23 protein-coding genes are annotated in these 21,846 nt (G+C 68.1%); 14 read left to right on the top strand and 9 right to left on the bottom strand.

The annotated features are described in order from the left end of the window. Positions 1 to 5: 5 nt before the first annotated feature. Positions 6 to 1,568: a bifunctional NAD(P)/FAD-dependent oxidoreductase/class I SAM-dependent methyltransferase gene (locus QE397_RS14930; protein ID WP_307095601.1), complete on the bottom strand. Its 1,563-nt coding sequence runs from the start codon at positions 1,566 to 1,568 to the stop codon at positions 6 to 8. A gap of 65 nt (positions 1,569 to 1,633) precedes the next feature. Between QE397_RS14930 and QE397_RS14925 the strand changes: the two genes are divergently transcribed. Next, complete coding sequence (locus QE397_RS14925) at positions 1,634 to 2,215, top strand: helix-turn-helix domain-containing protein (RefSeq protein WP_222627893.1); 582 nt, start codon at positions 1,634 to 1,636, stop codon at positions 2,213 to 2,215. A 12-nt stretch (positions 2,216 to 2,227) separates the two neighbouring features. Here the strand turns inward: QE397_RS14925 and QE397_RS14920 are convergent, their stop codons facing one another. Next, on the bottom strand, positions 2,228 to 2,848 hold the full coding sequence (locus tag QE397_RS14920; protein WP_307095598.1) for a TetR/AcrR family transcriptional regulator: 621 nt from the start codon (positions 2,846 to 2,848) through the stop codon (positions 2,228 to 2,230). A gap of 64 nt (positions 2,849 to 2,912) precedes the next feature. Here QE397_RS14920 and QE397_RS14915 point away from each other — a divergent pair, with 64 nt between their 5' ends. Continuing rightward, positions 2,913 to 4,571 carry an FAD-binding dehydrogenase gene (locus tag QE397_RS14915; protein WP_307095595.1) on the top strand — a complete coding sequence of 553 codons (1,659 nt, stop codon included), beginning with the start codon at positions 2,913 to 2,915 and terminating at the stop codon, positions 4,569 to 4,571. Between the two features lie 19 nt (positions 4,572 to 4,590). Here QE397_RS14915 and QE397_RS14910 read toward each other — a convergent pair whose 3' ends face one another. Further along, positions 4,591 to 5,325 carry an SIMPL domain-containing protein gene (locus tag QE397_RS14910; RefSeq protein ID WP_307095593.1) on the bottom strand — a complete coding sequence of 245 codons (735 nt, stop codon included), beginning with the start codon at positions 5,323 to 5,325 and terminating at the stop codon, positions 4,591 to 4,593. A gap of 31 nt (positions 5,326 to 5,356) precedes the next feature. Further along, entirely contained in the window at positions 5,357 to 6,001 is a 645-nt protein-coding gene (locus QE397_RS14905; protein ID WP_027504303.1) for an MBL fold metallo-hydrolase, read from the bottom strand. An 89-nt stretch (positions 6,002 to 6,090) separates the two neighbouring features. On the opposite strand from QE397_RS14905, the gene purS reads away from it, so the two are divergent. Continuing rightward, entirely contained in the window at positions 6,091 to 6,324 is a 234-nt protein-coding gene (gene purS, locus QE397_RS14900; protein ID WP_027504302.1) for a phosphoribosylformylglycinamidine synthase subunit PurS, read from the top strand. Continuing rightward, positions 6,321 to 7,031, top strand: coding sequence for a phosphoribosylformylglycinamidine synthase subunit PurQ (purQ, locus tag QE397_RS14895; RefSeq protein WP_307095590.1), 711 nt, complete (start codon positions 6,321 to 6,323; stop codon positions 7,029 to 7,031). The genes purS and purQ overlap by 4 nt, the downstream gene beginning before the upstream one ends. On the opposite strand, the gene QE397_RS14890 is transcribed toward purQ, so the two are convergent. Next, positions 7,021 to 8,283 (bottom strand): alpha-amylase family protein, encoded by a 1,263-nt coding sequence (locus tag QE397_RS14890; RefSeq protein WP_307095588.1) that lies wholly within the window; start codon positions 8,281 to 8,283, stop codon positions 7,021 to 7,023. The genes purQ and QE397_RS14890 overlap by 11 nt on opposite strands. Positions 8,284 to 9,012: 729 nt before the next feature. Between QE397_RS14890 and QE397_RS14885 the strand changes: the two genes are divergently transcribed. The 6 genes from QE397_RS14885 (at position 9,013) to QE397_RS14860 (ending at position 15,927) form a co-directional block, all read left to right on the top strand. Further along, on the top strand, positions 9,013 to 10,287 hold the full coding sequence (locus tag QE397_RS14885) for a M18 family aminopeptidase (protein WP_307095586.1): 1,275 nt from the start codon (positions 9,013 to 9,015) through the stop codon (positions 10,285 to 10,287). 224 nt (positions 10,288 to 10,511) lie between these two features. Then, positions 10,512 to 10,733 (top strand): hypothetical protein, encoded by a 222-nt coding sequence (locus QE397_RS14880; RefSeq protein ID WP_056446702.1) that lies wholly within the window; start codon positions 10,512 to 10,514, stop codon positions 10,731 to 10,733. An 85-nt stretch (positions 10,734 to 10,818) separates the two neighbouring features. Next, positions 10,819 to 11,361, top strand: a complete 543-nt coding sequence (locus tag QE397_RS14875) for a dihydrofolate reductase family protein (RefSeq protein ID WP_285187763.1) — start codon at positions 10,819 to 10,821, stop codon at positions 11,359 to 11,361. A gap of 87 nt (positions 11,362 to 11,448) precedes the next feature. Then, complete coding sequence (purL, locus tag QE397_RS14870) at positions 11,449 to 13,758, top strand: phosphoribosylformylglycinamidine synthase subunit PurL (protein WP_307095584.1); 2,310 nt, start codon at positions 11,449 to 11,451, stop codon at positions 13,756 to 13,758. A 28-nt stretch (positions 13,759 to 13,786) separates the two neighbouring features. Next, positions 13,787 to 15,580, top strand: a complete 1,794-nt coding sequence (locus QE397_RS14865; RefSeq protein WP_222641131.1) for an alpha/beta-hydrolase family protein — start codon at positions 13,787 to 13,789, stop codon at positions 15,578 to 15,580. Continuing rightward, positions 15,577 to 15,927, top strand: coding sequence for a CPBP family intramembrane glutamic endopeptidase (locus QE397_RS14860; protein ID WP_051612986.1), 351 nt, complete (start codon positions 15,577 to 15,579; stop codon positions 15,925 to 15,927). Before QE397_RS14865 ends, QE397_RS14860 begins: the two co-directional genes overlap by 4 nt. Here QE397_RS14860 and QE397_RS14855 read toward each other — a convergent pair. Beyond that, a complete protein-coding gene (locus QE397_RS14855; protein WP_307095582.1) occupies positions 15,896 to 16,075 on the bottom strand; it encodes a hypothetical protein in 180 nt (59 codons plus the stop codon). The two genes, QE397_RS14860 and QE397_RS14855, sit on opposite strands and share 32 nt — an antisense overlap. Next, a complete protein-coding gene (locus QE397_RS14850) occupies positions 16,050 to 16,310 on the bottom strand; it encodes a VOC family protein (protein ID WP_307095580.1) in 261 nt (86 codons plus the stop codon). Before QE397_RS14850 ends, QE397_RS14855 begins: the two co-directional genes overlap by 26 nt. 165 nt (positions 16,311 to 16,475) lie before the next feature. Between QE397_RS14850 and QE397_RS14845 the strand changes: the two genes are divergently transcribed. Continuing rightward, entirely contained in the window at positions 16,476 to 16,862 is a 387-nt protein-coding gene (locus QE397_RS14845; protein WP_222627871.1) for a sterol carrier family protein, read from the top strand. A 3-nt stretch (positions 16,863 to 16,865) separates the two neighbouring features. Here the strand turns inward: QE397_RS14845 and QE397_RS14840 are convergent, their stop codons facing one another. Together QE397_RS14840 and QE397_RS14835 are read right to left on the bottom strand one after the other, a co-directional pair. After that, positions 16,866 to 17,189, bottom strand: a complete 324-nt coding sequence (locus QE397_RS14840; RefSeq protein ID WP_056070453.1) for a hypothetical protein — start codon at positions 17,187 to 17,189, stop codon at positions 16,866 to 16,868. Then, positions 17,189 to 17,704, bottom strand: coding sequence for a DUF427 domain-containing protein (locus QE397_RS14835; protein WP_307095576.1), 516 nt, complete (start codon positions 17,702 to 17,704; stop codon positions 17,189 to 17,191). Before QE397_RS14835 ends, QE397_RS14840 begins: the two co-directional genes overlap by 1 nt. A 160-nt stretch (positions 17,705 to 17,864) precedes the next feature. Between QE397_RS14835 and purF the strand changes: the two genes are divergently transcribed. From purF to QE397_RS14820, 3 genes are all read left to right on the top strand, one after another. Continuing rightward, complete coding sequence (purF, locus tag QE397_RS14830) at positions 17,865 to 19,436, top strand: amidophosphoribosyltransferase (protein ID WP_307095574.1); 1,572 nt, start codon at positions 17,865 to 17,867, stop codon at positions 19,434 to 19,436. A 7-nt stretch (positions 19,437 to 19,443) separates the two neighbouring features. Then, positions 19,444 to 20,058, top strand: a complete 615-nt coding sequence (locus tag QE397_RS14825) for an ASCH domain-containing protein (protein ID WP_307095572.1) — start codon at positions 19,444 to 19,446, stop codon at positions 20,056 to 20,058. Between the two features lie 158 nt (positions 20,059 to 20,216). Beyond that, on the top strand, positions 20,217 to 21,845 hold the full coding sequence (locus QE397_RS14820) for an ABC transporter substrate-binding protein (protein ID WP_056447497.1): 1,629 nt from the start codon (positions 20,217 to 20,219) through the stop codon (positions 21,843 to 21,845). Position 21,846: the final 1 nt, after the last annotated feature.

Raw genomic sequence — 21,846 nt, 5'->3', positions numbered from 1 at the left:
CGACGCTATCGCTGTCCGACCCGTTCCGGCACCCGGACGGCCACCAGGATGTCGTCGGAGACGTGGGGGGTTCCGGGTGCTGCCTCCACCAGTCGTGGACGCGTCTCGTCGACCGTGACGGTCCACTCGGCGGGGTCGAGGGACTCGGCGACGGAGTGGGGGCTGTGGAAGTCCGACGGATCGAACCCTGCCCAGCGGTGTCCGGGCGACGGGGTGTGGCCGACCATGAGCAGCGTGCCGCCGGGCGCGACGGTGTCGACGAGGCGCGCGAGCCCGTCCGCCGGCCCGGACCGCAGGATGCCGAAGTAGTGCAGCGTCAGCAGATCCGTGGAGTGCGGCGGCAGCGGGTCGGTCAGCAGGTCCCTGGCCAGCCACGTCACACCGTCGTGCAGTCCGCGTGCCCGCTCGACGGCCACCTCGGAGATGTCGACGCCGGTGACGGTCCAGCCGCGTTCCGCCAGCCACACGGCGTCGGCGCCCTCACCCGATCCGACGTCGACGGCGCGCCCGGGGGAGAGGTGCTCCGCGTACTGGACCAGTGTCGGGTTGGGATTGCCGCTCCACCGCTTGTCCGACTCCCGGTACAACTCGTCCCAGAAGTGCCCGTCCAGTGTCGGCCGGGGGCGCCCTGCCTGGACCGCCTGGTCGAACTCCTCGGCGACGAGGTTCGCGTTGACGTGAGCGCCGGCGAGGGCTCCCTGCGCGGTGGAGGCGATGACCGTGGCCGACGGGTCGGTGACGTTGCCCGCCGCCCACACTCCCGCCACGGTGGTGGCTCCGAAGGAATCGACCTCGACGACGTCGCCGAGTCCGGTCGCGTGCGGCACTGTGGTGAGGCCGAGCGATCCGAGAAGTTCACTGCGAGCGGTGAAGCGCAGTCCCACGGCGAGAGCGTCGACCGCGACCTCGGTCCCGTCGGCCAGCCCGACAGCACGGAGGCGATCCTCCCCGGTGAGCACCGAGGTGACCTTCTGCTCGACGATCTCGATGCCGCGCGCGGTGAATTTCTCGCGATCATCGTCCGCCAGAGGTCCGCCGTCGGTGAAGAAGGTCAGGTTCTCAGTCCACTGCCGCCACATCGAGGCGTGATGGATGCTGAACGGCCCGGTGCTCAGGACGCCGATGCGGTGATCCTGGATCTCCCACCCGTCGCAGTAGGGGCACTGCACGACGTCCCGACCCCAGCGTTCCGCCAGACCGTCGACGGGCGGGAGCAGATCGGTGAGTCCGGTCGTCACCACGATGCGCCGCGCCGAGAAGGCGCGTCCGTCGTCCGTGGTCGCGGAGAAGTGCCCGACGTGACCGCCGAGTGCGGTGACCGTGGCGTCGACGATCGTGACGTCGTATCGCTCGAGGTCGGCTCGGCCGTTCTTCAGGTAGTCGAGCGGCGAGGTGTGGTCCCGACCCAGCACGCCGTGCATGTGCGAGGCAGGTGCGTTGCGAGGAGTTCCGTTGTCCAGAACCAGGACTCGCCTACGGGCACGGCCGAGCATGAGTGCGGCGGACAGTCCGGCGGACCCGCCGCCGAGGACGATGACGTCGGCGTCGACGTGGTGGTGTGAGGTCATGCGGACACTGTGCGCCCGAGTCTGCGGATTTGACAAACATATTTGCCGAAACTGCAATATGAGGTATGGACGACTTCGACGGTGTGATCAGTGCGATCGGTCCGCGCTTGCGCGCTCTCCGCGTCGCGGCGGACGTGACCCTGGCCGCGGTGTCCGAACGCACGGGCATCCCGGTGAGCACGCTCTCCCGGCTCGAATCGGGGCAACGCAAGCCCAGCCTCGAGCTGTTGCTGCCGTTGGCCAAGGTGTACGACGTTCCCCTGGACGACATCGTCGACGCCCCCGAGACCGGAGATCCGCGGGTGCAGTTCACGCCGGTCACGACGAACGGCGTCACCGTCGTCCCGCTGACGCGCCGGGCGGGCGGGTTGCAGGCGTTCAAGCAGATCGTCCCCGGAGATCGCTACGAGGAGAACCCGCGGTTGGGGTCTCACGAGGGTTATCACTGGATCTACGTGCTGAACGGGAAGCTACGACTCATTCTGGGCGACAAGGACCTGGTGCTGGGTCCGGGTGAGGTGGCCGAATTCGACACTCACCTTCCGCACTGGTTCGGCAGCGCCGACCGCCGGCCCGTCGAGTACCTGGGAATCTTCGGACCGCAGGGCGAACGGATGCATGTGAAGGCGACGTATTCGGGGCGCTGAGGACCTTCGTGGTCAGGGGATGTGCAGGAGGCGCCCGACGACCTCGCCCATCAGTTGCGGGGGCACGATGCCCGGCTGGGCGAGTTCCTCGACGGCCAGACCGTTGCTGAGCGCCAGGATGACGAACGTGACCCACTCCGCGGGAACGTGCAACGCCGCTCCGGAGCTCTCGGTGACGCTGACGACGGCGTCGGTGACCGCCGCCCGGAGCTGCGCCCGGTGCTGGGCGAAGCGGGCACCCACCTCGGGATCGCGAAGGGCCCTCGACCAGTAGTCCATGAACAGCAGATGCCAGTCGCGATTGTTCGAGATCGCCTCCGTGAGACGGGTACTCAGCACCCGCTGGGCGTCCCGCAGGTCGGAGGGGAGCTCGGCGAGCAGGTCGACCGACATCCGCGCCCGACCGAGCACCTGCCGGTCCATCAGCTCGTAGAACAGCCCCTCCTTGGAACCGAAGTTCGAGTAGACCGCGCCCTTGGTGAACCCGGCCTGCTCGGCGATGGCGTCGAGCGTGGCGTCGGCGTACCCGCGTCGACCGAACTCCGTCATCGCGGACGCGATGATCCGCTCGCGAACCTCGCTGCGAGGGGGGCGCGTGGTCGGCTCGGTGATGTTCGGGTCGGGGGTGCTCACTCGGGAAGAGTACCGCTCGATACCGACGGTATCGAAAACATGGTTCGCCGTATACGGTGAGGTCATGGGGATACGAGAGTGCGATGTCGTCGTGGTGGGTGCGGGTCTCGCAGGACTGGTCGCGACAGCAGAACTGGTCGAGGCGGGCAAGCGCGTGATCCTGCTCGATCAGGAGAACGAGGCGAACCTCGGCGGCCAGGCGTTCTGGTCGTTCGGAGGGCTGTTCCTCGTGGACAGCCCGGAGCAGCGTCGTCTCGGCGTCAAGGACTCCTACGAACTCGCCCTGCAGGACTGGATGGGATCAGCCGGCTTCGACCGTCCCGAGGACGAGTGGCCTCGCCAGTGGGCCGAGGCCTACGTCGCCTTCGCGGCGGGGGAGAAGCGCTCCTGGTTGCGCGAGCGCGGCTGGAAGATCTTCCCGGTCGTCGGGTGGGCCGAGCGCGGCGGCTACGGCCCCACCGGCCACGGCAACTCCGTGCCGCGATTCCATCTCACCTGGGGTACCGGGCCGGGACTGGTGGAGATCTTCGAACGCATCGTGCGGGACGGTATCGACCGCGGCAGCGTGATTCCCGCCTTCCGGCACCGGGTCGACGAGGTGGTGGTGACCGACGGTGTCGCGACCGGTGTACGCGGCGCCGTCCTGGAGCCGACCGACGTCGCCCGCGGCGTGACGTCCTCCCGCACCGTGGTGGGGGACTTCGAGATCCGGGCCGGCGCGGTGCTGGTGACCTCCGGCGGCATCGGCGGCAACTGGGACCTGGTGCAGAAGAACTGGCCGAAGCGCATGGGCCGCACCCCTTCTCACATGCTCTCGGGCGTACCGGCGCATGTCGACGGTCGGATGCTGGAGATCTCGCGTGCCGCGGGCGGGAACATCATCAACGAGGACCGCATGTGGCACTACACGGAGGGCATCACCAACTGGGACTCCGTGTGGCCGAACCACGGCATCCGCATCCTGCCGGGTCCGTCGTCGCTGTGGCTCGACGCGTCGGGTCAGCAGCTACCGGCGCCGCTGTTCCCCGGCTTCGACACGCTCGGCACTCTCGAACACATCGTGTCGACGGGACACGACTACACGTGGTTCCTCCTCGATCAGAAGATCATCGAGAAGGAGTTCGGACTCTCCGGTCAGGAGCAGAATCCGGATCTCACCGGCCGCGATCTGCGCAAGCTTCTCGAGCGAGTCCGTCCCGGCGCACCCGGCCCCGTCGAGGCCTTTAAGCAGAAGGGCGTCGACTTCGTCGTCGCCGACACGGTGGCCGAACTGGTCGCCGGTATGAACAAGATCGGTGACGTCACGCTCGACGCCGCCGAGGTCGAGAAATTGGTCGTCGCGCGAGATCGTGAGATGGACAACGACTTCAGCAAGGACCTCTCGGTCTCGGCGATCCACGCGGCGCGCAACTACCGAGGCGATCGCCTGGCGCGCATCGCCACACCGCACAAGCTGCTCGACGAGACCGGGCGTGCCGCAGCGGGTCCGCTGATCGCCGTCAAGTTGCACCTTCTGACGCGAAAGTCGCTGGGCGGGTTGCAGACCGACCTGAACTCCCGGGTGCTCCGAGCCGACGGCACGCCGTTCCCGGGGCTCTACGCGGCCGGCGAGGTCGCCGGCTTCGGTGGCGGCGGTGTGCACGGGTACCGCTCGCTCGAAGGCACATTCCTCGGGGGGTGCATCTTCTCCGGACGTGCCGCGGGACGCGCCCTGCGGCGCTAGGTGTACTGCAGCCGGGGAGTCATCCCAGCGCCCACTGCACGTTCACCGAGACGCTGACGGTCTGCTGCCCCGGCTCGATCGGCACCGCGGACGAGGCGGAGCTTCTGTCGAAGCTGGGCGCCGACTCCTGGCCGGTGATGTTCTCGGTGATCGACAGGACTTTGCCTAGATCGCTTCCCGCCAGGGACGCGTACTGCTCGGCTCGGTCGCGAGCGTCCGCGAATGCCCGTGACCGAGCGTCGGCGATGAGGTCGGAATCGTCGTCGATGCGGAAGGACACGCCGGACACTCGGGTCGCGTTCCCACCTGCGCGGGTGGCGTCGCCCAGCACCGCCGACGCTCGCGACAGGTCGCGCACGGTCACACCGAGGATGTTCGACGCCCGGTAGCCGGAGATCGTGGAGGTTCCGCCCCCGAACCCGTCGGCATACTGCGGGTCGATGGACACCTGGCGGGTCTGGATGTCCGCGCGGTCCACTCCGGCAGCGGCGATCGCTTCGGTCACCGCAGTCACCGCGGTGTTCGCCTCGTCGATCGCCGTCGTCACGTCGTCCGCCGTCGTCTCGACACCGATCTGAGCGGTGAGAGTGTCCGGGGTGCCCTGGATCTCGCCGACCCCGGACACGGAGATCCCCGGCGGTGTGTCGGTGGCCGACGCACCGGACTCCCCGGTCCCGCATGCCGCGGTCGCCGCCACGACGGCCAGCAGGGCGGCAGATCCGACGACCTTCGAGGTACTCCTGGTCCACGTCATCGGGTCAGTGTCCACGACGGTCCGGGAATGTCTAGAGCGACGTGCCCGTCTCCTCCTCCAGGGCGCGGAACTCCGTCCCTTCGCCCGCGAGGCCCGACAGCATGCCGTAGTAGATGCCGCGCGCGTCCGGCGCGACGATGGCCTGGTGGATGGGAACGGCCAGTCGCGGAGAGACGGCGCGGAGGAAGTCGATGCCCTCGCCGATCTTCATCCACGGGGCCGCTGCGGGAAGTGCCAGCACGTCGATCTCCACGTCGGGAACGAAGAGCGAGTCGCCGGGATGCATCAGCTGCCCGGGCTGTTCCGGCGTGCCGAGGAGATACGCGATGTTGTCGATCAGCGGGATGTCCGGGTGGATCGTCGCGTGCGTGCCGCCCGCGCCCGTCACCTGCACGCCCCCGATGGAGAAGACGTCTCCCGCGTTCACGGCGGTCCACCGATCCCCGAGCTGGTCGGCCGTCTGCGGGTCCGCGTACAGCGCCGCGTCGGGGTTGGCTTCGAGGAGCGCCGGCAACCGATCGGTGTCGACGTGGTCCGCATGCTGGTGCGTGATCAGGATGGCGTCGAGGCCGGTGATGCCCTCGAACCCGTGAGAGAAGGCGCCGGGGTCGAACAGCACCGTCGATCCCGCCATCGACACCTGAATGCACGAATGTCCGAAGTGAGTCAGCTCCATGGTTCCCCAGTATGCGCCGGATTCGTGGAGTGGTTCGGGACTGGGTAAAGTGCCTGCTGGATCTGCCCTCTTAGCTCAGGAGCTCTCACGTGGCCCGTGTGGTTGTCGACGTCATGCCCAAAGCGGAAATTCTCGACCCTCAGGGGCAGGCCATCGTCGGGGCGCTGCCGCGACTCGGTTTCGCCGGTGTCTCCGACGTCCGTCAGGGCAAGCGGTTCGAGCTCGAGGTCGGCGACGACGTCGACGATGCGACTCTCGACCAGATCGCCGAGACCTTCCTGGCCAACACCGTCATCGAGGAATGGAAAGTGACCCGGCTGTGACTCGCCTCGAAGATCGACCGGCCTCCGGCCTTCCCGCCCGGATCGGTGTGATCACCTTCCCCGGCACGCTGGACGACATCGACGCCTCGCGCGCGGTCACGCTCGCAGGTGGTGAGGCCGTCAGCCTCTGGCACGGCGACGCAGATCTGAAGAACGTCGACGCCGTCGTCGTCCCCGGCGGTTTCTCCTACGGCGACTACCTGCGCGCCGGCGCCATCGCGCGCTTCGCCCCCGTCATGGATGCGGTCATCGACGCAGCGAAGGGCGGCATGCCCGTCCTCGGTATCTGCAACGGCTTCCAGGTGCTGTGCGAGGCCGGACTCCTGCCCGGCGCCCTCACCCGGAACGCCAACCTGCACTTCACGTGTCGCGATCAGTGGCTCACGGTGGAGAGCACGTCCTCGGCATGGTCCTCGCGGTACGAGGCGGGCGCCGAGATCCTCGTTCCGCTCAAGTCCGGTGAGGGTCGCTTCCAGGCGTCCGAGGCGGTCCTGGACGAGCTCGAGGGCGAGGGACGCGTCGTGTTCCGCTACTCGGGTGACAACCCGAACGGTTCGCAGCGGTCCATCGCGGGCATCTCGTCCGCCGACGGGCGCATCGTGGGACTCATGCCGCACCCCGAGCACGCCACCGAGGCCCTCACGGGCCCCAGCGACGACGGCCTCGGCATCTTCTACTCTGCGCTGGACGCGATCGTCACGGCCTGACGGTCACCGCCCAGGAGTGCGGCCGCAGGTCGTTCTCCACTCCGTCGGCTGCTGCCACGATGTCTCCGGCCGGTCGAGGCACGGGTGCGTCGCCGATGTTCGCCGACAGCACCAGTGTCGTCGTGCCGTCCGTCGCGGTGAGGGTGACCGCGGTGTTCTCCAGTCCGGACACCTCGGCGTGCGCACGGTGCAGCCACGGGAACCGGCGCCGCATCGCGATCAGGGCCTGGTGGCGCCGGTAGTGCGGCCATCCGTACGGCGCCAGATCGTCGGGTGTCGCCGGGAACTCGGGTCGGATGGCGTCGTCGCCACCCACCCGCTCCTCCTTGACTCCGCGAAATCCCTGCTCGTCGCCGTAGTACACCGTCGGCGTTCCCGCCACGAAGAACAGCAGCGCGGCGGCGATGTCGGCATCGTCGTCGTCGAGGGTGGACGCGATCCGGGTGACGTCGTGGTTGCCGACGAACGTCGCCGGAACGAACGTGGGCAGCAACTCGTCGTGGCGCCCCAGCGCGTGGGCGAACTCGAAGAAGTTCGCGTCCTTCAGGGCGCTCCACGTCGCCTTCCACAGCTCGTACTGCGTGATCGAGTCGAGTCCGGACTCCCGCACGTACGACGCGTAGTCCCCGTGGATCATCTCGCCGACGATCCACGCGTCGGGATGTGCCTCTCGCACACGGGGGAGCACCGCCGCCCAGAAGGCCGGTGAGACCGCGTACGCCGCGTCGAGCCGCCATCCGTCGACACCGCGGTCGAGCCAGTGCGTCATGACCTGTGCGACGTGCTCCTGCACCGCCGGCTCGTCGTGGTTCAACTCGACCAGCAGATCGTGGCCCTCGAACGTGCGCGGCCGACCGTCCTTCCAGCGGAACCACCGCCCCGCGTCCGAGTCGGGCCCGTCCTGCTCCGCACGAACGAACTGCGGGTTGCTCCTGCCGACGTGGTTGAAGACGCCGTCGAGCAGAACTCGGATGCCCTTGGCGCGTGCCGCACCGATGAGCGCGTCCATGTCGCTGTCGGTTCCCAGACGGGAATCGATGCGGAGATGGTCGACGGTGTCGTAGCCGTGGGTCTCCGACGCGAACACCGGGCCGAGTGCGAGGCCGTTGCACCCGAGCTCGAGGAGGTAGTCGAACCAGCCCTCGATCCGGTCGAGTCGGTGTTCGGTGCGGTCCACTGCCTCGGCCTCGGCGCCGACGAACCCGAGGGGGTACACCTGCCACCAGATGACGTGATCGACCCAGTCCTGCATCGCATTTCCCCCTTTTTCCCGGTCTCGGCGAGGGTTCGCCGAGCGACGGTCTGCTTGTCGGATCGCACAATTCGATTCCGGTTGTGTAGTGACTGTCACTATGAGTAACTGACGTCGGCGGACGACCGTTCGTCACCACCGTGCCAAGGGAGTCACCATGTCCTCCGACCTCACCGATCTGCTCGAACTCTTCCAGAACCTGTCCGGGATCGTCGACGCGCTCGGATCGATCTTCGACGGACTGTCCTTCTTCAGCTGACCCGATCATCCCTGTGGGGCGAACTCGGCCGAGTCCGCCCCACAGGTGTGCCCGGCGTGGAATGGCAGGAGTCAGCGTCGGATCGGGTCGGAGTCCACGCGTGGTGACAGTGCTGGTGACAATGGCTCACCCGTGGCACGGCGTTGCAGGTGGTGCACAGATCGACCCGTGAGTCGATTCTCGTCACCGAATCGCGACAATTTTCGGGTTGCGAGCCATTCTTTTGTGTGGATTACTTAGCAAGCGGGCAACAAGCCCACCAACCTCACAAAGGGAGCTCCTCATGACCGACCTCGCCAGCTTCGTCGACCTTCTCGGTGCACTGTCCGACATCTTCGGTGGCGCCGGAAGCTTCCTCGACGGCCTGAGCTTCTTCAGCTGAACCCTTCTCGACTCGTGATGCCGGGTCCACCCTCGTGGTGGGCCCGGCATCGCTGTCTCCGCACCCCGTCTCTCTACGATCGGTGACCATGGCGTCCCTCACCTCCGCGACCGCGGCCGGCCTCTGTTCCTTCGTCGACGCGTCCCCGTCGCCTTTCCACGTCGTCGAGACGGTGGCCTCGGAACTGGCGGCGCACGGGTTCACCGCCGTGGCCGAGACGGACGCGTGGCCCTCCGAGCCCGGCCGGTACCTCGTCGTCCGCGGTGGTTCGATCATCGCTTGGTCCACCGAACGCGCGCCCGACGCGGCGTTCCGCATCGTGGGCGGGCACACCGACAGTCCGAACCTCCGCGTCAAGCAGAACCCCGATCTCGACGTCGCCGGGTGGCAGATGGTCGCCCTGGAGCCGTACGGCGGCGCGTGGCTCAACTCCTGGCTCGACCGCGATCTCGGCATCTCCGGCCGTCTCGGTGTGCGTGACGGCGGCTCGGTGCGAGACGTCCTCGTGCGCGTCGACCGTCCCATCCTGCGGGTGCCCCAGCTGGCGATCCACCTGTCGGAGGATCGCAAGGGAGTGCACCTCGATCCGCAGAACAACGTGAACGCGATCTGGGGCGTCGGGCGATCACCCCACTCGTTCATCGGGTTCCTCGCCGACGAGGTCGGGGTGGATCTCGGCGACGTGCTCGGGTGGGAACTGATGACCCACGACCTCAATCCTGCTGCAGTGGTGGGACTCTCGGACGACCTCGTCAGTTCGCCGCGACTGGACAACCAGGGCACCTGCTACGCCGGAACCGAGGCGCTGGTCGTCGCGGCCGCGCAAGCCGACGACTGCATCCCCGTGCTCGCACTCTTCGATCACGAGGAGGTGGGCAGCATGTCGGACCGTGGCGCGTTCTCGGATCTGATGAACACCGTCCTCGAGCGCATCGTGCTCGCGCGTGGTGGCGGCCGCGAGGAGTTCCTGCGCGCGATGGCCGGGTCGATCCACGCGTCGGGCGACATGGCGCACGCGACCCATCCCAATTACGTCTCGCGGCACGAGCCCGCGCACCGCATCGAGGTCAACGGTGGCCCGGTGCTCAAGGTCAACCAGAATCTGCGCTACGCCACCGACGCCGCCGGTGCCGCGGCCTTCGCCTTGGCGTGCGAGCGAGCCGACGTCCCACTGCAGCGGTACGTCCACCGGGCCGACCTTCCGTGCGGATCCACCATCGGCCCCATCACCGCCTCGCGCACCGGCCTGTCCACCGTCGACGTGGGTGCCGCGCAGCTCGCCATGCACTCCGCGCGCGAGGTGATGGGCGCACACGACGTCGACATGTACGCCGACGCCTTGGCTGCGTTCCTGGGGGCGTAGCGCTGGGTCGGGCTGCGCTGCGCTGGGTGCCCGTTGCATCCTGGCCGTTGGGCCGCCTGGCGATCCGATGCCGCCGCCGGGCGGTGCGCGAGATGGTCAGCGCACGCTACGGGATGTGCGCTGCACCGGGCGGTGCGCGCGGGCCGCGTGGTGGTACGGGAACCCCGTCGACGCGGCCGACGAATCCTGCTGCCGTACAGGGCCCGGCGGGGGAGACTGGCGGGATGGAGATCGCGCAGTGGTGGCCGGCCGTCACGGCGGAGACTCGGGACTGGCTGGTCGAGCACAACGGTGAGCCGCTCCCGTCCGCCGTGAGGGACGACGTGCTGCGCGTGAACGGCGATCTCACCGACCCGTCGTGGTGGGCCGGTGAGTCCGTCGACGGGTCGTCCGAGCTGACGGACGCGGCGACGGACTGGATCGAGTCCGCGGCGAACGAGGGGTGATGGGTTCCGGCGTCCGGCATGGTCTGTCCCGCAGTGATCGGCGACCGGCGCCGGTTCTTCACGAGGGCGGTACACGATGCGTGCGGTGACGGCAGGGCTCTTCCACTCGGTGGACGGTGTGGTCGAGGCTCCCGACCAGTGGCAGTTCGACAGTTTCGACGACGAACTCGGCCAGTCCATGGGCGGGTTCATGAGCAGGACCACCACCGCCGTCATGGGTCGGGTCGCCTACGAGTCGTGGTCGGAACACTTCGGCAACGCGGGGGCGGACGACCCCTTCGCCGGCTTCATCAATCCGGTGGAGAAGTTCGTCGCCTCACGCACGCTCACCGGAGATCTCGCGTGGCAGAACTCGACGCTCATCGACGGCGATCCGGTGGAGTTCGTGCGTCGACTCAAGCAGACCGACGGTGGCGACATCGCGCTGGTGGGCGGCGTCTCTCTGGTCCGCCAGCTCTTCCTGGCCGGTGTGCTCGACACCCTGACCCTGATGACGCACCCCGTCGTCGTGGGCAAGGGCCAGCACCTGTTCGAGCCGGGGGATCCGCTCACTCGTCTCGTCCTGACCAACTCCCTCGTCACGAGCAAGGGCAACGTGGTCGTCGACTACGCCGTCAAGGGGGACTAGCGGGCAGGCCGGAGGCCGGTCGGACGGTGTCGGGTCCTGCACATAGAATGACCTCGACATTCTGCCGAGGGAAGGACCCCATCCACCGTGTCTGTCGAGTCCACTCCTCAGGTCGACGCCCTCCCCACCCCTCCGGTCGACACCGTCTCCGCTGCGGCCGGGTCGCCCGATGTCGCTCAGCCGTGGGCGGAGCTGGGTCTGAAGGAGGACGAGTACGCCCGCATCCGGGAGATCCTCGGCCGCCGCCCGACGGACGCCGAGTTGGCGATGTACTCGGTGATGTGGAGCGAGCACTGCTCGTACAAGTCGTCGAAGGTGCACCTCAAGTACTTCGGCGAGACGACGACGGACGAGATGCGATCGGGAATGCTCGCCGGAATCGGTGAGAACGCGGGCGTGGTCGACGTCGGCGACGGGTGGGCTGTCACCTTCAAGGTGGAGAGCCACAATCATCCGTCGTACATCGAGCCGTACCAGGGTGCGGCCACCGGCGTCGGCGGCATCGTGCGCGACATCATGGCCATGGGTGCTCGTCCGATCGCGGTGATGGATCAGTTGCGTTTCGGTGCGGCTGATGCTCCGGACACGCGCCGGGTGCTCGAGGGCATCGTGCGCGGCGTCGGCGGTTACGGAAACTCACTCGGCCTCCCGAACGTGGGCGGCGAGACGGTGTTCGACGCGTCCTACGCCGGCAACCCGTTGCTCAACGCGCTGTGCGCCGGAGTGATGCGTACCGAGGATCTGCACCTGGCGTTCGCGTCGGGCTCGGGCAACAAGATCATCCTGTTCGGTGCCCGTACGGGCCTCGACGGGATCGGCGGCGTGTCGGTGCTGGCGTCCGAGACGTTCGACGAGAAGCAGGGCCGACGCAAGCTCCCCGCGGTGCAGGTGGGCGACCCGTTCACCGAGAAGGTGCTCATCGAGTGCTGCCTCGAGCTCTACCAGCAGAAGCTCGTGGTCGGTATCCAGGACCTCGGCGGTGCCGGATTGTCCTGTGCTACCTCCGAGCTCGCTTCGGCGGGTGACGGCGGTATGCACATCGCCCTGGATCGGGTTCCGCTGCGTGCGACCGGGATGACGCCGGCGGAGGTGCTGTCCAGCGAGTCGCAGGAACGCATGTGCGCCGTGGTGGCACCGGAGAACGTCGACGCCTTCATGGCGGTGTGCGCCAAGTGGGACGTGCTGGCGACCGACATCGGCGAGGTCACGGACGGTGAGCATCTCGAGATCACCTGGCACGGCGACGTCGTCGTCGACGTGCCGCCCAAGACGGTGGCCCACGACGGTCCCGTCTACGAGCGTCCCGTGCAGCGGCCCGCGAGCCAGGATGCCCTCGTGGCGAACACCACCGAGGGTCTGCCCCGTCCGACCACAGGTGTGGAACTGCGCGAGACCCTGCTGCAGATGATCTCCTCCCCCCAGCTCTGCAGTCGGCGGCTCATCACCGAGCAGTACGACCGGTACGTCCGCGGCAACACCGTGCTCGCCGAGCACGCCGATGCCGGTGTGGTGCGCATCGACGAGAAGACCGGCCGCGGAATCGCTCTCGCGACCGATGCGTCCGGCCGGTACACCGCGCTGGATCCGTACCGCGGTGCGCAGCTGGCTCTGGCCGAGGCGTTCCGCAACGTCGCGACGACGGGCGCCACGCCGAAAGCCGTCACCAACTGCCTGAACTTCGGGTCGCCCGAGGATCCGGGTGTCATGTGGCAGTTCCAGCAGGCGGTACGCGGCCTGGCGGACGGCTGTGTGCAACTGGGCATTCCGGTCACCGGCGGAAACGTCAGTTTCTACAACCAGACCGGGTCGACGCCGATCCTGCCGACCCCGGTGGTGGGTGTGCTGGGTGTCCTCGACGACGTCCACCGCCGCATCCCCACGGGCATCGGCCTGGAGCCGGGCGAGACCCTGATCCTGTTGGGTGACACGCACGACGAACTGGACGGCTCGATCTGGGCCCAGGTCGTCCACGACCATCTCGGTGGTGTTCCGCCGCAGGTGGATCTGGCTCGCGAGCAGTTGCTGGCCGACATCCTCACGGCGTCGAGCCGCGACGGTCTGGTCACCGCAGCGCACGACCTCTCCGAGGGCGGGCTCGCGCAGACCGTCGTCGAGGTCGCGCTCGCCGGCGAGACCGGGTGCCGCATTCTGCCGCCCGAAGGAACAGATCCTTTCGTCACCTTGTTCTCGGAATCGTCCGGGCGGGTACTCGTTGCTGTCCCTCGGACCGAGGAGACCAGGTTCACGGGGATGTGCAGCGCGAGGGGGATGCCATGGACGCGTATCGGGGTGGCCGACGAAGGGGCGGACGAGGTGGAGTTCCAGGGACTGTTCAGTGTCCCGTTGACCGAACTCCGCGAGGCGTACGAGGGGACGCTCCCGGCGCTCTTCGGCTGACCGACCTTCCCGGCACCGCCACCGTCCGATGACCGACACCGATACTCGGTCGTCGGACGAACTGCAGCGCCCCCACAGTTTCGAGGAACTGCCGGCGTACGTCCTGAGCTCGGCGACCCGCACGGTGCGCAAGCACCCCGCGTGGATCTGGGCGTGGGGTCTGCTGCGGCTCGACGTCACCGGCATCGCGTTCGGCGCCCTGTTCTTCTGCTGGTCGCTGACGCCGTCACTGCTGCCACGCGGCTGGCTGTTCCAGGGCATCGTCAGCGGCATCACCGCGGCCATCGGGTACGGGGTGGGCGTCGCTGTCGGCTGGATTCTCCTGCGCACGGTGCTTCGTCAGCAGCCGTGGTGGCCGCTGCCGATCCGCGTGGAGCGCGCACTCCTGGTCGCTGTCCCGGTGATCGCGACCGTCGCCGGAGCGGTCATGCTCTACGCCTCTGCGGACTGGCAGCGTCAGCTCGCCGCGCTCATGGGCGCCGAGGGGCTCACGTCCACGGGGTTCATCCGCACCGGCATCATCAGTTTCGCGGTGTGCGCCGCGCTCATCGGCCTGTGGCGGGTCATCCGGGACATCCGCCGCTTCGTCGTGCGCTCGATCCTGCGTCTGATCCGACTCCCGCAGTGGGTTGCCAACCTCGTGGGGTTCCTCCTCGTCGTGACGGTGCTCGTCACACTGGTGCAGGGTGTGCTGTTGCGCGGCACCATGACCGTCGCCAACTCGGTCTTCAGCACTCAGAACAGCAACACGCGTGAGGGTGCCGAACAGCCGACGGTGCCCGAGCGTTCCGGTGGTACCGGTTCGCTCGTGGACTGGGACACACTGGGATTCGAGGGCCGGAACTTCGTCTCGGGTGGGTTGTCGGCCGACGAGATGACCCGAGCGACCGGCCGCACGGGCATGGAGGCGATCCGCGCGTACGTGGGACTCGAGAGCGCGGAGACGGACGAGGAGCGCATGAATCTCCTGGTACGCGAACTCGATCGAACCGATGCGTTCTCCCGCAAGGCCATCGTCGTCATCCCGACCACGGGAACCGGGTGGGTCAATCCCACCGCAGCTCGGGCCGTGGAACTGATGTACGACGGGGACGTCGCGCTCGTGGCGTCCCAGTACTCGTACCTTCCGAGTTGGATCTCTTTCCTCGCCGATCGCGAGAAGGCGGCGGCCGCGGGGAAGTTGCTCATCGACACCGTGCACCAGCGATGGGAGCAGGAGCCCGAGGCGACCAGGCCCAAGTTCTACGTCTACGGCGAGAGTCTCGGAACCCAGGCCGGCGAAGGCGCGTTCGCGGACATCGCCGACATCCGGGACACCGTCGACGGAGTGCTGTGGGTGGGCCCGCCGAACTCCAATCGCATCTGGGACACCTACGTCAGCCGACGCGATCCGGGAACCACCGAGGTGGAACCCGTCTACGCCGGCGGACTGCTGATGCGGTTCGCCGACAGCACCCGTGACGTCGAGGCGCTGAGCGGGGACTGGCCCTACCCGCGCGTGCTGTACATCCAGCACCCGTCCGACCCCATCGTGTGGTGGACGCCGGATCTGATCTTCCAGCGTCCGGATTGGCTCGCCGAGCCGCCCGGGTACGACCGACTGCCCAGCATGCGGTGGTTCCCGTTCGTCACCTTCTGGCAGGTGAGTGCCGACCTCACGAACGCGGCCGGCGTGCCGGACGGGCACGGCCACAACTACGGGACGACGGTGCTCGACGGCTTCGCCGCTGTGGCCGCCCCCGACGGGTGGACGCAGGCCGACACCGAACGCATCCGCGTCGTCATGAACGAGTACGCCGACGCCGACGGTCCCGAGAAGTGACCGGACTGGCCCGATGGGTGCTGTTCGACATCCCCATCGGGACAGTGCTACCCGAGGAATTCCTGTTCCGCGGCGTCGTCGACACCGTGGCCACCGCCGTGGTGGGTCCCCGTGCCGCACTGGTGGTCGGCTCCACGGCATTCGGGGTCTGGCACTGGTACGACTCGGGCAGGTCGGTGCCCGTCGTCCTGTTCACCGGGGCGGCCGGCGCACTGTTCGTCGAGTCGAAGCGGCGAACCGGCACCATTCTGACGCCCATGGCACTGCACTGGGCCGCCAACTCGGTCGGTGCGATCGCATCGACGTGGTGGCGCTCTACTCGAGGTGACAGACCGCCTCGAGGTTGAGGCCGTCGGGGTCGTACACGAAGCCGCCGAAGTAGTTCTCGTGGTACTCGGGGCAGACGCGCGGAGACACCTTGTCCCGTGCGCCCGCCGCGAGGGCCGCGGCGTGGAACTCCCGGACGGCGTCACGGGTCGGTGCCGAGAACGCCACGTGCAGTGCGGGATCGACGGTGCTTCCCTGGACCAGCCAGAGGAACGGCTTTGCGGCCACTGCCGAATCCGACCATGCGGACGTAGTCGTCGTCCGACCCGCCGGTGACGTCGAGCAACTTCTCGATACCCAGTACCGCGAGGGCCGGCACGTAGATCGCGAGTGAGCGGTCGACGTTCGTGACTGTCACGTTGAGGTGGTCGATGGTCGATCCTTGATAGGGGTTCGGTGTCATGGAGACAGTGAAGCGTCCATCGCGGACTGCGGCGGTCCTCGTTGATCAGACCGTGCCTCAGCATCCACAACTCGCGAGAATCGGCGGGATCCCGTCAATGCGGGCGACGTCTGGACCGTGAGGCACGGCTCGGGGCACACCGCGCTCGGTGAGACACTGAACAGCGTGGCACCCTCGAAACCCGTCGACCCGGCCGAGCTCCGGAGCGCACTGCAGACCGTGTCTCCGTGGCTCGACGACCCCGACCTCCCGAAGCCGCCGCGCGCCGATCTCGCCGCCGCGGTGCGGCTCAGTGCGCGCACCATCGAGCAGACGGCGCCGGGCTCGAGTGTCGAGGTGCGCGTGCCGCCGTTCGTCGCGGTGCAGTGCATCGTCGGGCCGCGTCACACCCGAGGGACGCCGCCGAACGTCGTCGAATGTGACCCGCGGACATGGCTGTTGTTGGTGACGGGGCGCGTGGCGTTCGACGACGCCGTGCGCGGAGCGGGCGTCACGGCATCGGGTGGCCGCGCCGGCGAGGTGGCGCACTGGCTTCCGCTCGTGCGTATCTGACTGTCACCGCCAGGGCTGCACCGGCGGCTTCACCCACAGAATCTTCTCGTCGGAATGCGCCCGGCGGGCCGCGTCGTGATCGGGGTGATCGCGCGCCCACTCGGCCTTCTCGCGCAACAGCGTCGAGACCACCGTCCACGTCTCGTCGGAGCTGGGCGGGTTGATGTCCGCGGCCCGGGCCACCTTGCGTCGGACGTCCGCGGCCATCGCCGCGAGATCGTCCGCTGAGATGTCGCGGTCCCACAGATACCGAGCGAGAGCGACGGCCTTGTCGCGTCGGGACTTCTCGGCCGCGTCGGAGTGGCTGTAGAAGTTCTTCTCGGCCACTACCAGCCCCAACTCCCGGCGATGCCCTTGAACGGTCCGACGACGTCCCGGGTGATCCACCCCGCGTAGAAGCCGCCCTCCTGCGGGCGTGCCACCTCGCCGTCGAGCTCGCACGTCAGGGACACGGGAGAGAAGGAGAGCGCGCCGGCGATCGGTGCGAAGGACGGGGTGGGGTTCTCGTAGCTCCAGCCGCCGGCCTCGAGCACGGCGCCGTCGTCGCCCACGATGTCCCAGTAGGTGGCGGATCCCTTCCATTCGCACATCGTCGATCGCGCACTCGAGCGCCGCAGTCGGCTCTCGTCGACGTCGGCCCGCGGGATGTACCAGGTGGGCGGATGGCTGGTCTCCAGGACGCGGTGGGCCGCGTGACTGTCGGCGACGACCACGTCGCCGAAGCGCACCACGAGATGCTTCGTGGACGCCTCGAGGGCCGGCGGACGCGGGTAGTCCCACACCGATTCCTGCCCCTCGCCGGGCTGTTCGGGGGTGACGCCGTACGGAAGTCTGCTGACCATGTCTCCATCATGGCACCGCGCCGCGAGTCGTGGATCACAGCTCACCGCGGTATCGGTGCCTGCCGACGGCTTGTTGATCGCGGGGTTGCCCGTAGACTCCCCGAGTGTGCGTGCAGCGTGGCCTGCACCCCACCCCTCCCGGCTTCTAGGAGAGCGCGTCGTGACTCGTGACCCCTCGGTCAACAGCCCGAATCTGCTCGATGACACATCCGGTCCGGAACTGGACATCAACGAGAACGAGCCGCGGGAGGAATGCGGCGTCTTCGGTGTGTGGGCCCCCGGCGAGGACGTCGCGAAGATGACGTACTACGGCCTCTACGCGCTGCAGCACCGCGGTCAGGAGGCCGCCGGCATCGCCGTGGCCGACGGGTCCCAGGTGTTGGTGTTCAAGGACCTCGGTCTGGTGAGCCAGGTGTTCGACGAGCAGACTCTCGGCGCCATGAGCGGCCACATCGCCATCGGGCACTGCCGGTACTCCACCACCGGATCGACGACGTGGGAGAACGCGCAGCCCATCTTCCGCACCACCGCGGCCGGCAGCGGCATCGCCCTGGGCCACAACGGCAACCTCGTGAACACGGCCGAGTTGTCGGAGCGGGCGCGCGACGCCGGCATCATGGGCCGCCCGCGCGGGACCGGTGCCACCTCCGACTCGGACATCGTGGGCGCACTGCTGGCGCACGGCGCCGCGGACAGCACCATCGAGCAGGCGGCCATGGAACTGCTGCCGACGCTGAAGGGTGCCTTCTGCCTGACCTTCATGGACGAGCACACCCTCTACGCGGCACGTGACCCCCACGGTGTGCGTCCGTTGTCCCTGGGCCGTCTCGACCGCGGCTGGGTCGTGGCCTCGGAGACCGCCGCCCTCGACATCGTCGGCGCCTCGTTCGTCCGCGACATCGAGCCGGGCGAGCTGCTCGCCATCGACGCGGACGGCGTGCGATCCTCCCGCTTCGCCGCGCCCGAGCCCAAGGGCTGCATCTTCGAGTACGTCTACCTCGCACGCCCCGACAGCGTCATCGGTGGCCGGTCGGTCCACTCGACCCGCGTCGAGATCGGCCGCCGCCTGGCCGAGGAGCACCCCGCCGAGGGCGATCTGGTGATCCCGGTCCCGGAGTCGGGAACGCCCGCCGCCGTCGGCTACGCGCAGGGTTCCGGCATCCCGTACGGCCAGGGCCTGATGAAGAACGCCTACGTCGGACGCACGTTCATCCAGCCGTCGCAGACCATCCGTCAGCTCGGCATCCGGCTGAAGCTCAACCCTCTCCGCGAGGTCATCCGGGGCAAGCGCCTCATCGTGGTGGACGACTCGATCGTCCGCGGCAACACCCAGCGGGCCCTGGTACGCATGCTGCGCGAGGCGGGCGCGCTCGAGATCCACGTGCGCATCGCGTCGCCGCCGGTCCGCTGGCCCTGCTTCTACGGCATCGACTTCGCCTCGCCCGCGGAACTGATCGCCAACGGCATGGACTCCGAGGACGGCATGCTCGAGGGTGTGCGGCAGGCCATCGGCGCCGATTCGCTGGGCTACATCTCGATCGAGGGCATGATCGCCGCCTCCGAGCAGCCCGCGACGCGGCTGTGCTCCGCGTGCTTCGACGGCAAGTACCCCATCGAGCTCCCCAAGGAGACCGCCATGGGCAAGAACGTCCTCGAGGGCATGTTGGCGACCGCAGCGGGCATCGCGATGCCCGCTGCCGTCGACAACGTGAGCGCTCTCTCGCGCCCCTGACACCCAGATGCTGATCCGGCTCGCGATCGCCGAGGCGATCGCGACGGGAACGATCCGGGTGCAGTACCGGCGCTGGGCGAAGAGGCGCGTCAAGGCGGGTACGTGGATCCACACGCCGGCCGGTGTCGTCGTCGTGGACTCGATCACCGAGTGCGACCCCGAGTCGCTCACGGACGACGATGCCCGCGCGGCGGGAGAGCCCTCGATCTCGGCCTTGCGCAAGGGGTTTCGGGGCGCTGACGGTGATCCCGTCTGGCGGGTCGAGGTGTCGTTCGGTGGCGGGGAGGCCGGAGGCCGGCCGGATCGGGGCGAGGACCCGCGAGTGGGGCTGCGTGCGGACGACGATCTGTCCGACGACGACGTCGCCATGGTGACCACGAAGCTCGATCGCATGGACGAGCGTGCCGACGCGCCGTGGGCCTGGCGCACCCTCGAGCTGATCCGGGAGCGCCCGGCGGTGCTGGCGGCGGACCTCGGCGCCGTGCTGGGACTCGAACGCGACGTGTTCAAGCCGCGCGTGCGTCGACTGAAGGCGCTGGGTCTGACCGAGAGTCTGAAGGTGGGATATCGGCTGTCTCCGCGAGGCGAAAAGCTGTTGGACATCAGGCGGTCGGACAGGTAAGTACCGGTCATGTTAAAAATTTCGTGTGGTTCGACACATGAACGACATGCGCACTCGGTAACGTGCCGTTCACCGAACCACCGGAACGACCCGGCCGGACGGGACGCGACGCGCGCTTCCGACACCGCGGGCCCAGACTCACGAAGGACATCCACACCATGAGCGTGCCCTCCCGAGGACGCACGGCGCGGCGCACCGCAGCCGTGTCCATCCTGTCCGTCGCGGCTCTCACCGCGGCAGCGTGCGGCTCCGGCCGCACCGACGACGGCGGCGGCGCAGGCGGTGAGGGCGGCGGCGAGGCGCTCGTCGTCGGCACCACCGACCAGGTCTACTCGCTCGATCCTGCCGCCTCGTACGACAACGGCTCGTTCACGATCATGAACCAGGTCTATCCGTTCCTGATGAACTACGCCCCCGGCAGCGACGAACTGCAGCCCGACGCCGCCGAGAGCTGCGAGTTCAGTCAGCCGACGGTCTACACCTGCACGCTGAAGGACGACCTGACCTTCGCCAACGGCCACGCGCTGACCAGCGAGGACGTCAAGTTCTCGTTCGATCGCATCGTGTCCATCAACGATCCCAACGGCCCGTCCTCGCTGCTGGCCAACCTGGACTCGGTGGCCGCGCCGGACGACAAGACCGTCGAGTTCACGCTGAAGGCCGCGAACGACCAGACCTTCCCCCAGGTTCTCGCCACCAACACCGGGCCCATCATCGACTCCGAGGTCTTTCCGGCCGACTCGATCATGGACGACAACGCGGTCGTGGCGGCCAAGCCCTTCGCCGGCCCCTACTCGATCGACAGCTACGAGAAGAACTCCCTCGTCAGCTTCTCCGCCGCGGCGGACTACAAGGGCGTGCTGGGCGAGCCCAAGACCGGATCGGTCACCCTGCGCACCTACACCAGCGCGGACAACCTCAAGCTCGACATGCAGAACAAGTCCATCGATGTCGCGTGGCGTTCGCTGACCCCGACCGACATCGAGTCGCTCGACCAGGTGGACGGCCTCACCGTCCACGAGGGCCCCGGCGGCGAGCTCCGCTACATCGTCTTCAACCAGAACACGATGCCCGGCGGCACACCCGAGCAGAAGCTCGCGATCCGCAAGGCCATGGCCGCCTCGGTGGACCGTGACGCACTGTCGGAGAACGTCTACAAGGGCACGTTCACGCCGGCGTGGTCCGTGGTGCCCAGTGGCCTCGAGGGCGCGAACACCGCGTTCAAGGACGTCTACGGCGAGGCCCCGAACAAGGACGAGGCAGCGAAGTTCCTGTCCGACGCCGGTGTGCAGACCCCGGTCGCGGTCAATCTGCAGTACAACCCCGATCACTACGGTTCCTCGTCGTCGGAGGAGTACGCGGCGGTCAAGGCGCAGCTCGAGAGCTCGGGCCTGTTCACGGTGAACCTGCAGTCCACCGAGTGGAACACCTACAACAAGGAACGCGTCGCGGACACGTACCCCGTCTACCAGCTCGGCTGGTTCCCGGACTTCCCGGATGCGGACAACTACCTGACGCCGTTCTTCGCACCGGACAACTTCCTGCAGAACCACTTCGAGAACCCCGAGATCACTGCGCTGATCGACTCCGAGCGGACCGAGACCGACCCGGCTCGCCGCTCCGAGATCATCGGTGAGATCCAGACGCGGATGGCGCAGGACTTCGTGTCCACGCTGCCGCTCCTCGAGGGCAAGCAGATCGCGATCTCGACGGACGAGGTCCAGGGTGTCGACGAGACTCTCGACGCCTCGTTCAAGTTCCGCTTCACCCCGCTCACGAAGGGCTGAT

Origin of the sequence: Rhodococcus sp. SORGH_AS_0301 (assembly GCF_030818285.1) — a bacterium.
GTDB lineage: Bacteria > Actinomycetota > Actinomycetes > Mycobacteriales > Mycobacteriaceae > Rhodococcoides.
This window is presented reverse-complemented; position numbering and strand designations above follow the sequence as displayed.

Coding starts and splice junctions, on each gene's coding strand:
- QE397_RS14925 (WP_222627893.1), top strand. CDS start 1,634: ATGGACGACTTCGACGGTGTGATCAGTGCGATCGGTCCGCGCTTGCGC.
- QE397_RS14890 (WP_307095588.1), bottom strand. CDS start 8,283: ATGCAGGACTGGGTCGATCACGTCATCTGGTGGCAGGTGTACCCCCTC.
- QE397_RS14825 (WP_307095572.1), top strand. CDS start 19,444: ATGCTGATCCGGCTCGCGATCGCCGAGGCGATCGCGACGGGAACGATC.
- QE397_RS14880 (WP_056446702.1), top strand. CDS start 10,512: ATGGAGATCGCGCAGTGGTGGCCGGCCGTCACGGCGGAGACTCGGGAC.
- QE397_RS14905 (WP_027504303.1), bottom strand. CDS start 6,001: ATGGAGCTGACTCACTTCGGACATTCGTGCATTCAGGTGTCGATGGCG.
- QE397_RS14835 (WP_307095576.1), bottom strand. CDS start 17,704: ATGGTCAGCAGACTTCCGTACGGCGTCACCCCCGAACAGCCCGGCGAG.
- QE397_RS14915 (WP_307095595.1), top strand. CDS start 2,913: ATGGGGATACGAGAGTGCGATGTCGTCGTGGTGGGTGCGGGTCTCGCA.
- QE397_RS14930 (WP_307095601.1), bottom strand. CDS start 1,568: ATGACCTCACACCACCACGTCGACGCCGACGTCATCGTCCTCGGCGGC.
- QE397_RS14885 (WP_307095586.1), top strand. CDS start 9,013: ATGGCGTCCCTCACCTCCGCGACCGCGGCCGGCCTCTGTTCCTTCGTC.
- QE397_RS14820 (WP_056447497.1), top strand. CDS start 20,217: ATGAGCGTGCCCTCCCGAGGACGCACGGCGCGGCGCACCGCAGCCGTG.
- QE397_RS14850 (WP_307095580.1), bottom strand. CDS start 16,310: ATGACACCGAACCCCTATCAAGGATCGACCATCGACCACCTCAACGTG.
- QE397_RS14910 (WP_307095593.1), bottom strand. CDS start 5,325: ATGACGTGGACCAGGAGTACCTCGAAGGTCGTCGGATCTGCCGCCCTG.
- QE397_RS14865 (WP_222641131.1), top strand. CDS start 13,787: ATGACCGACACCGATACTCGGTCGTCGGACGAACTGCAGCGCCCCCAC.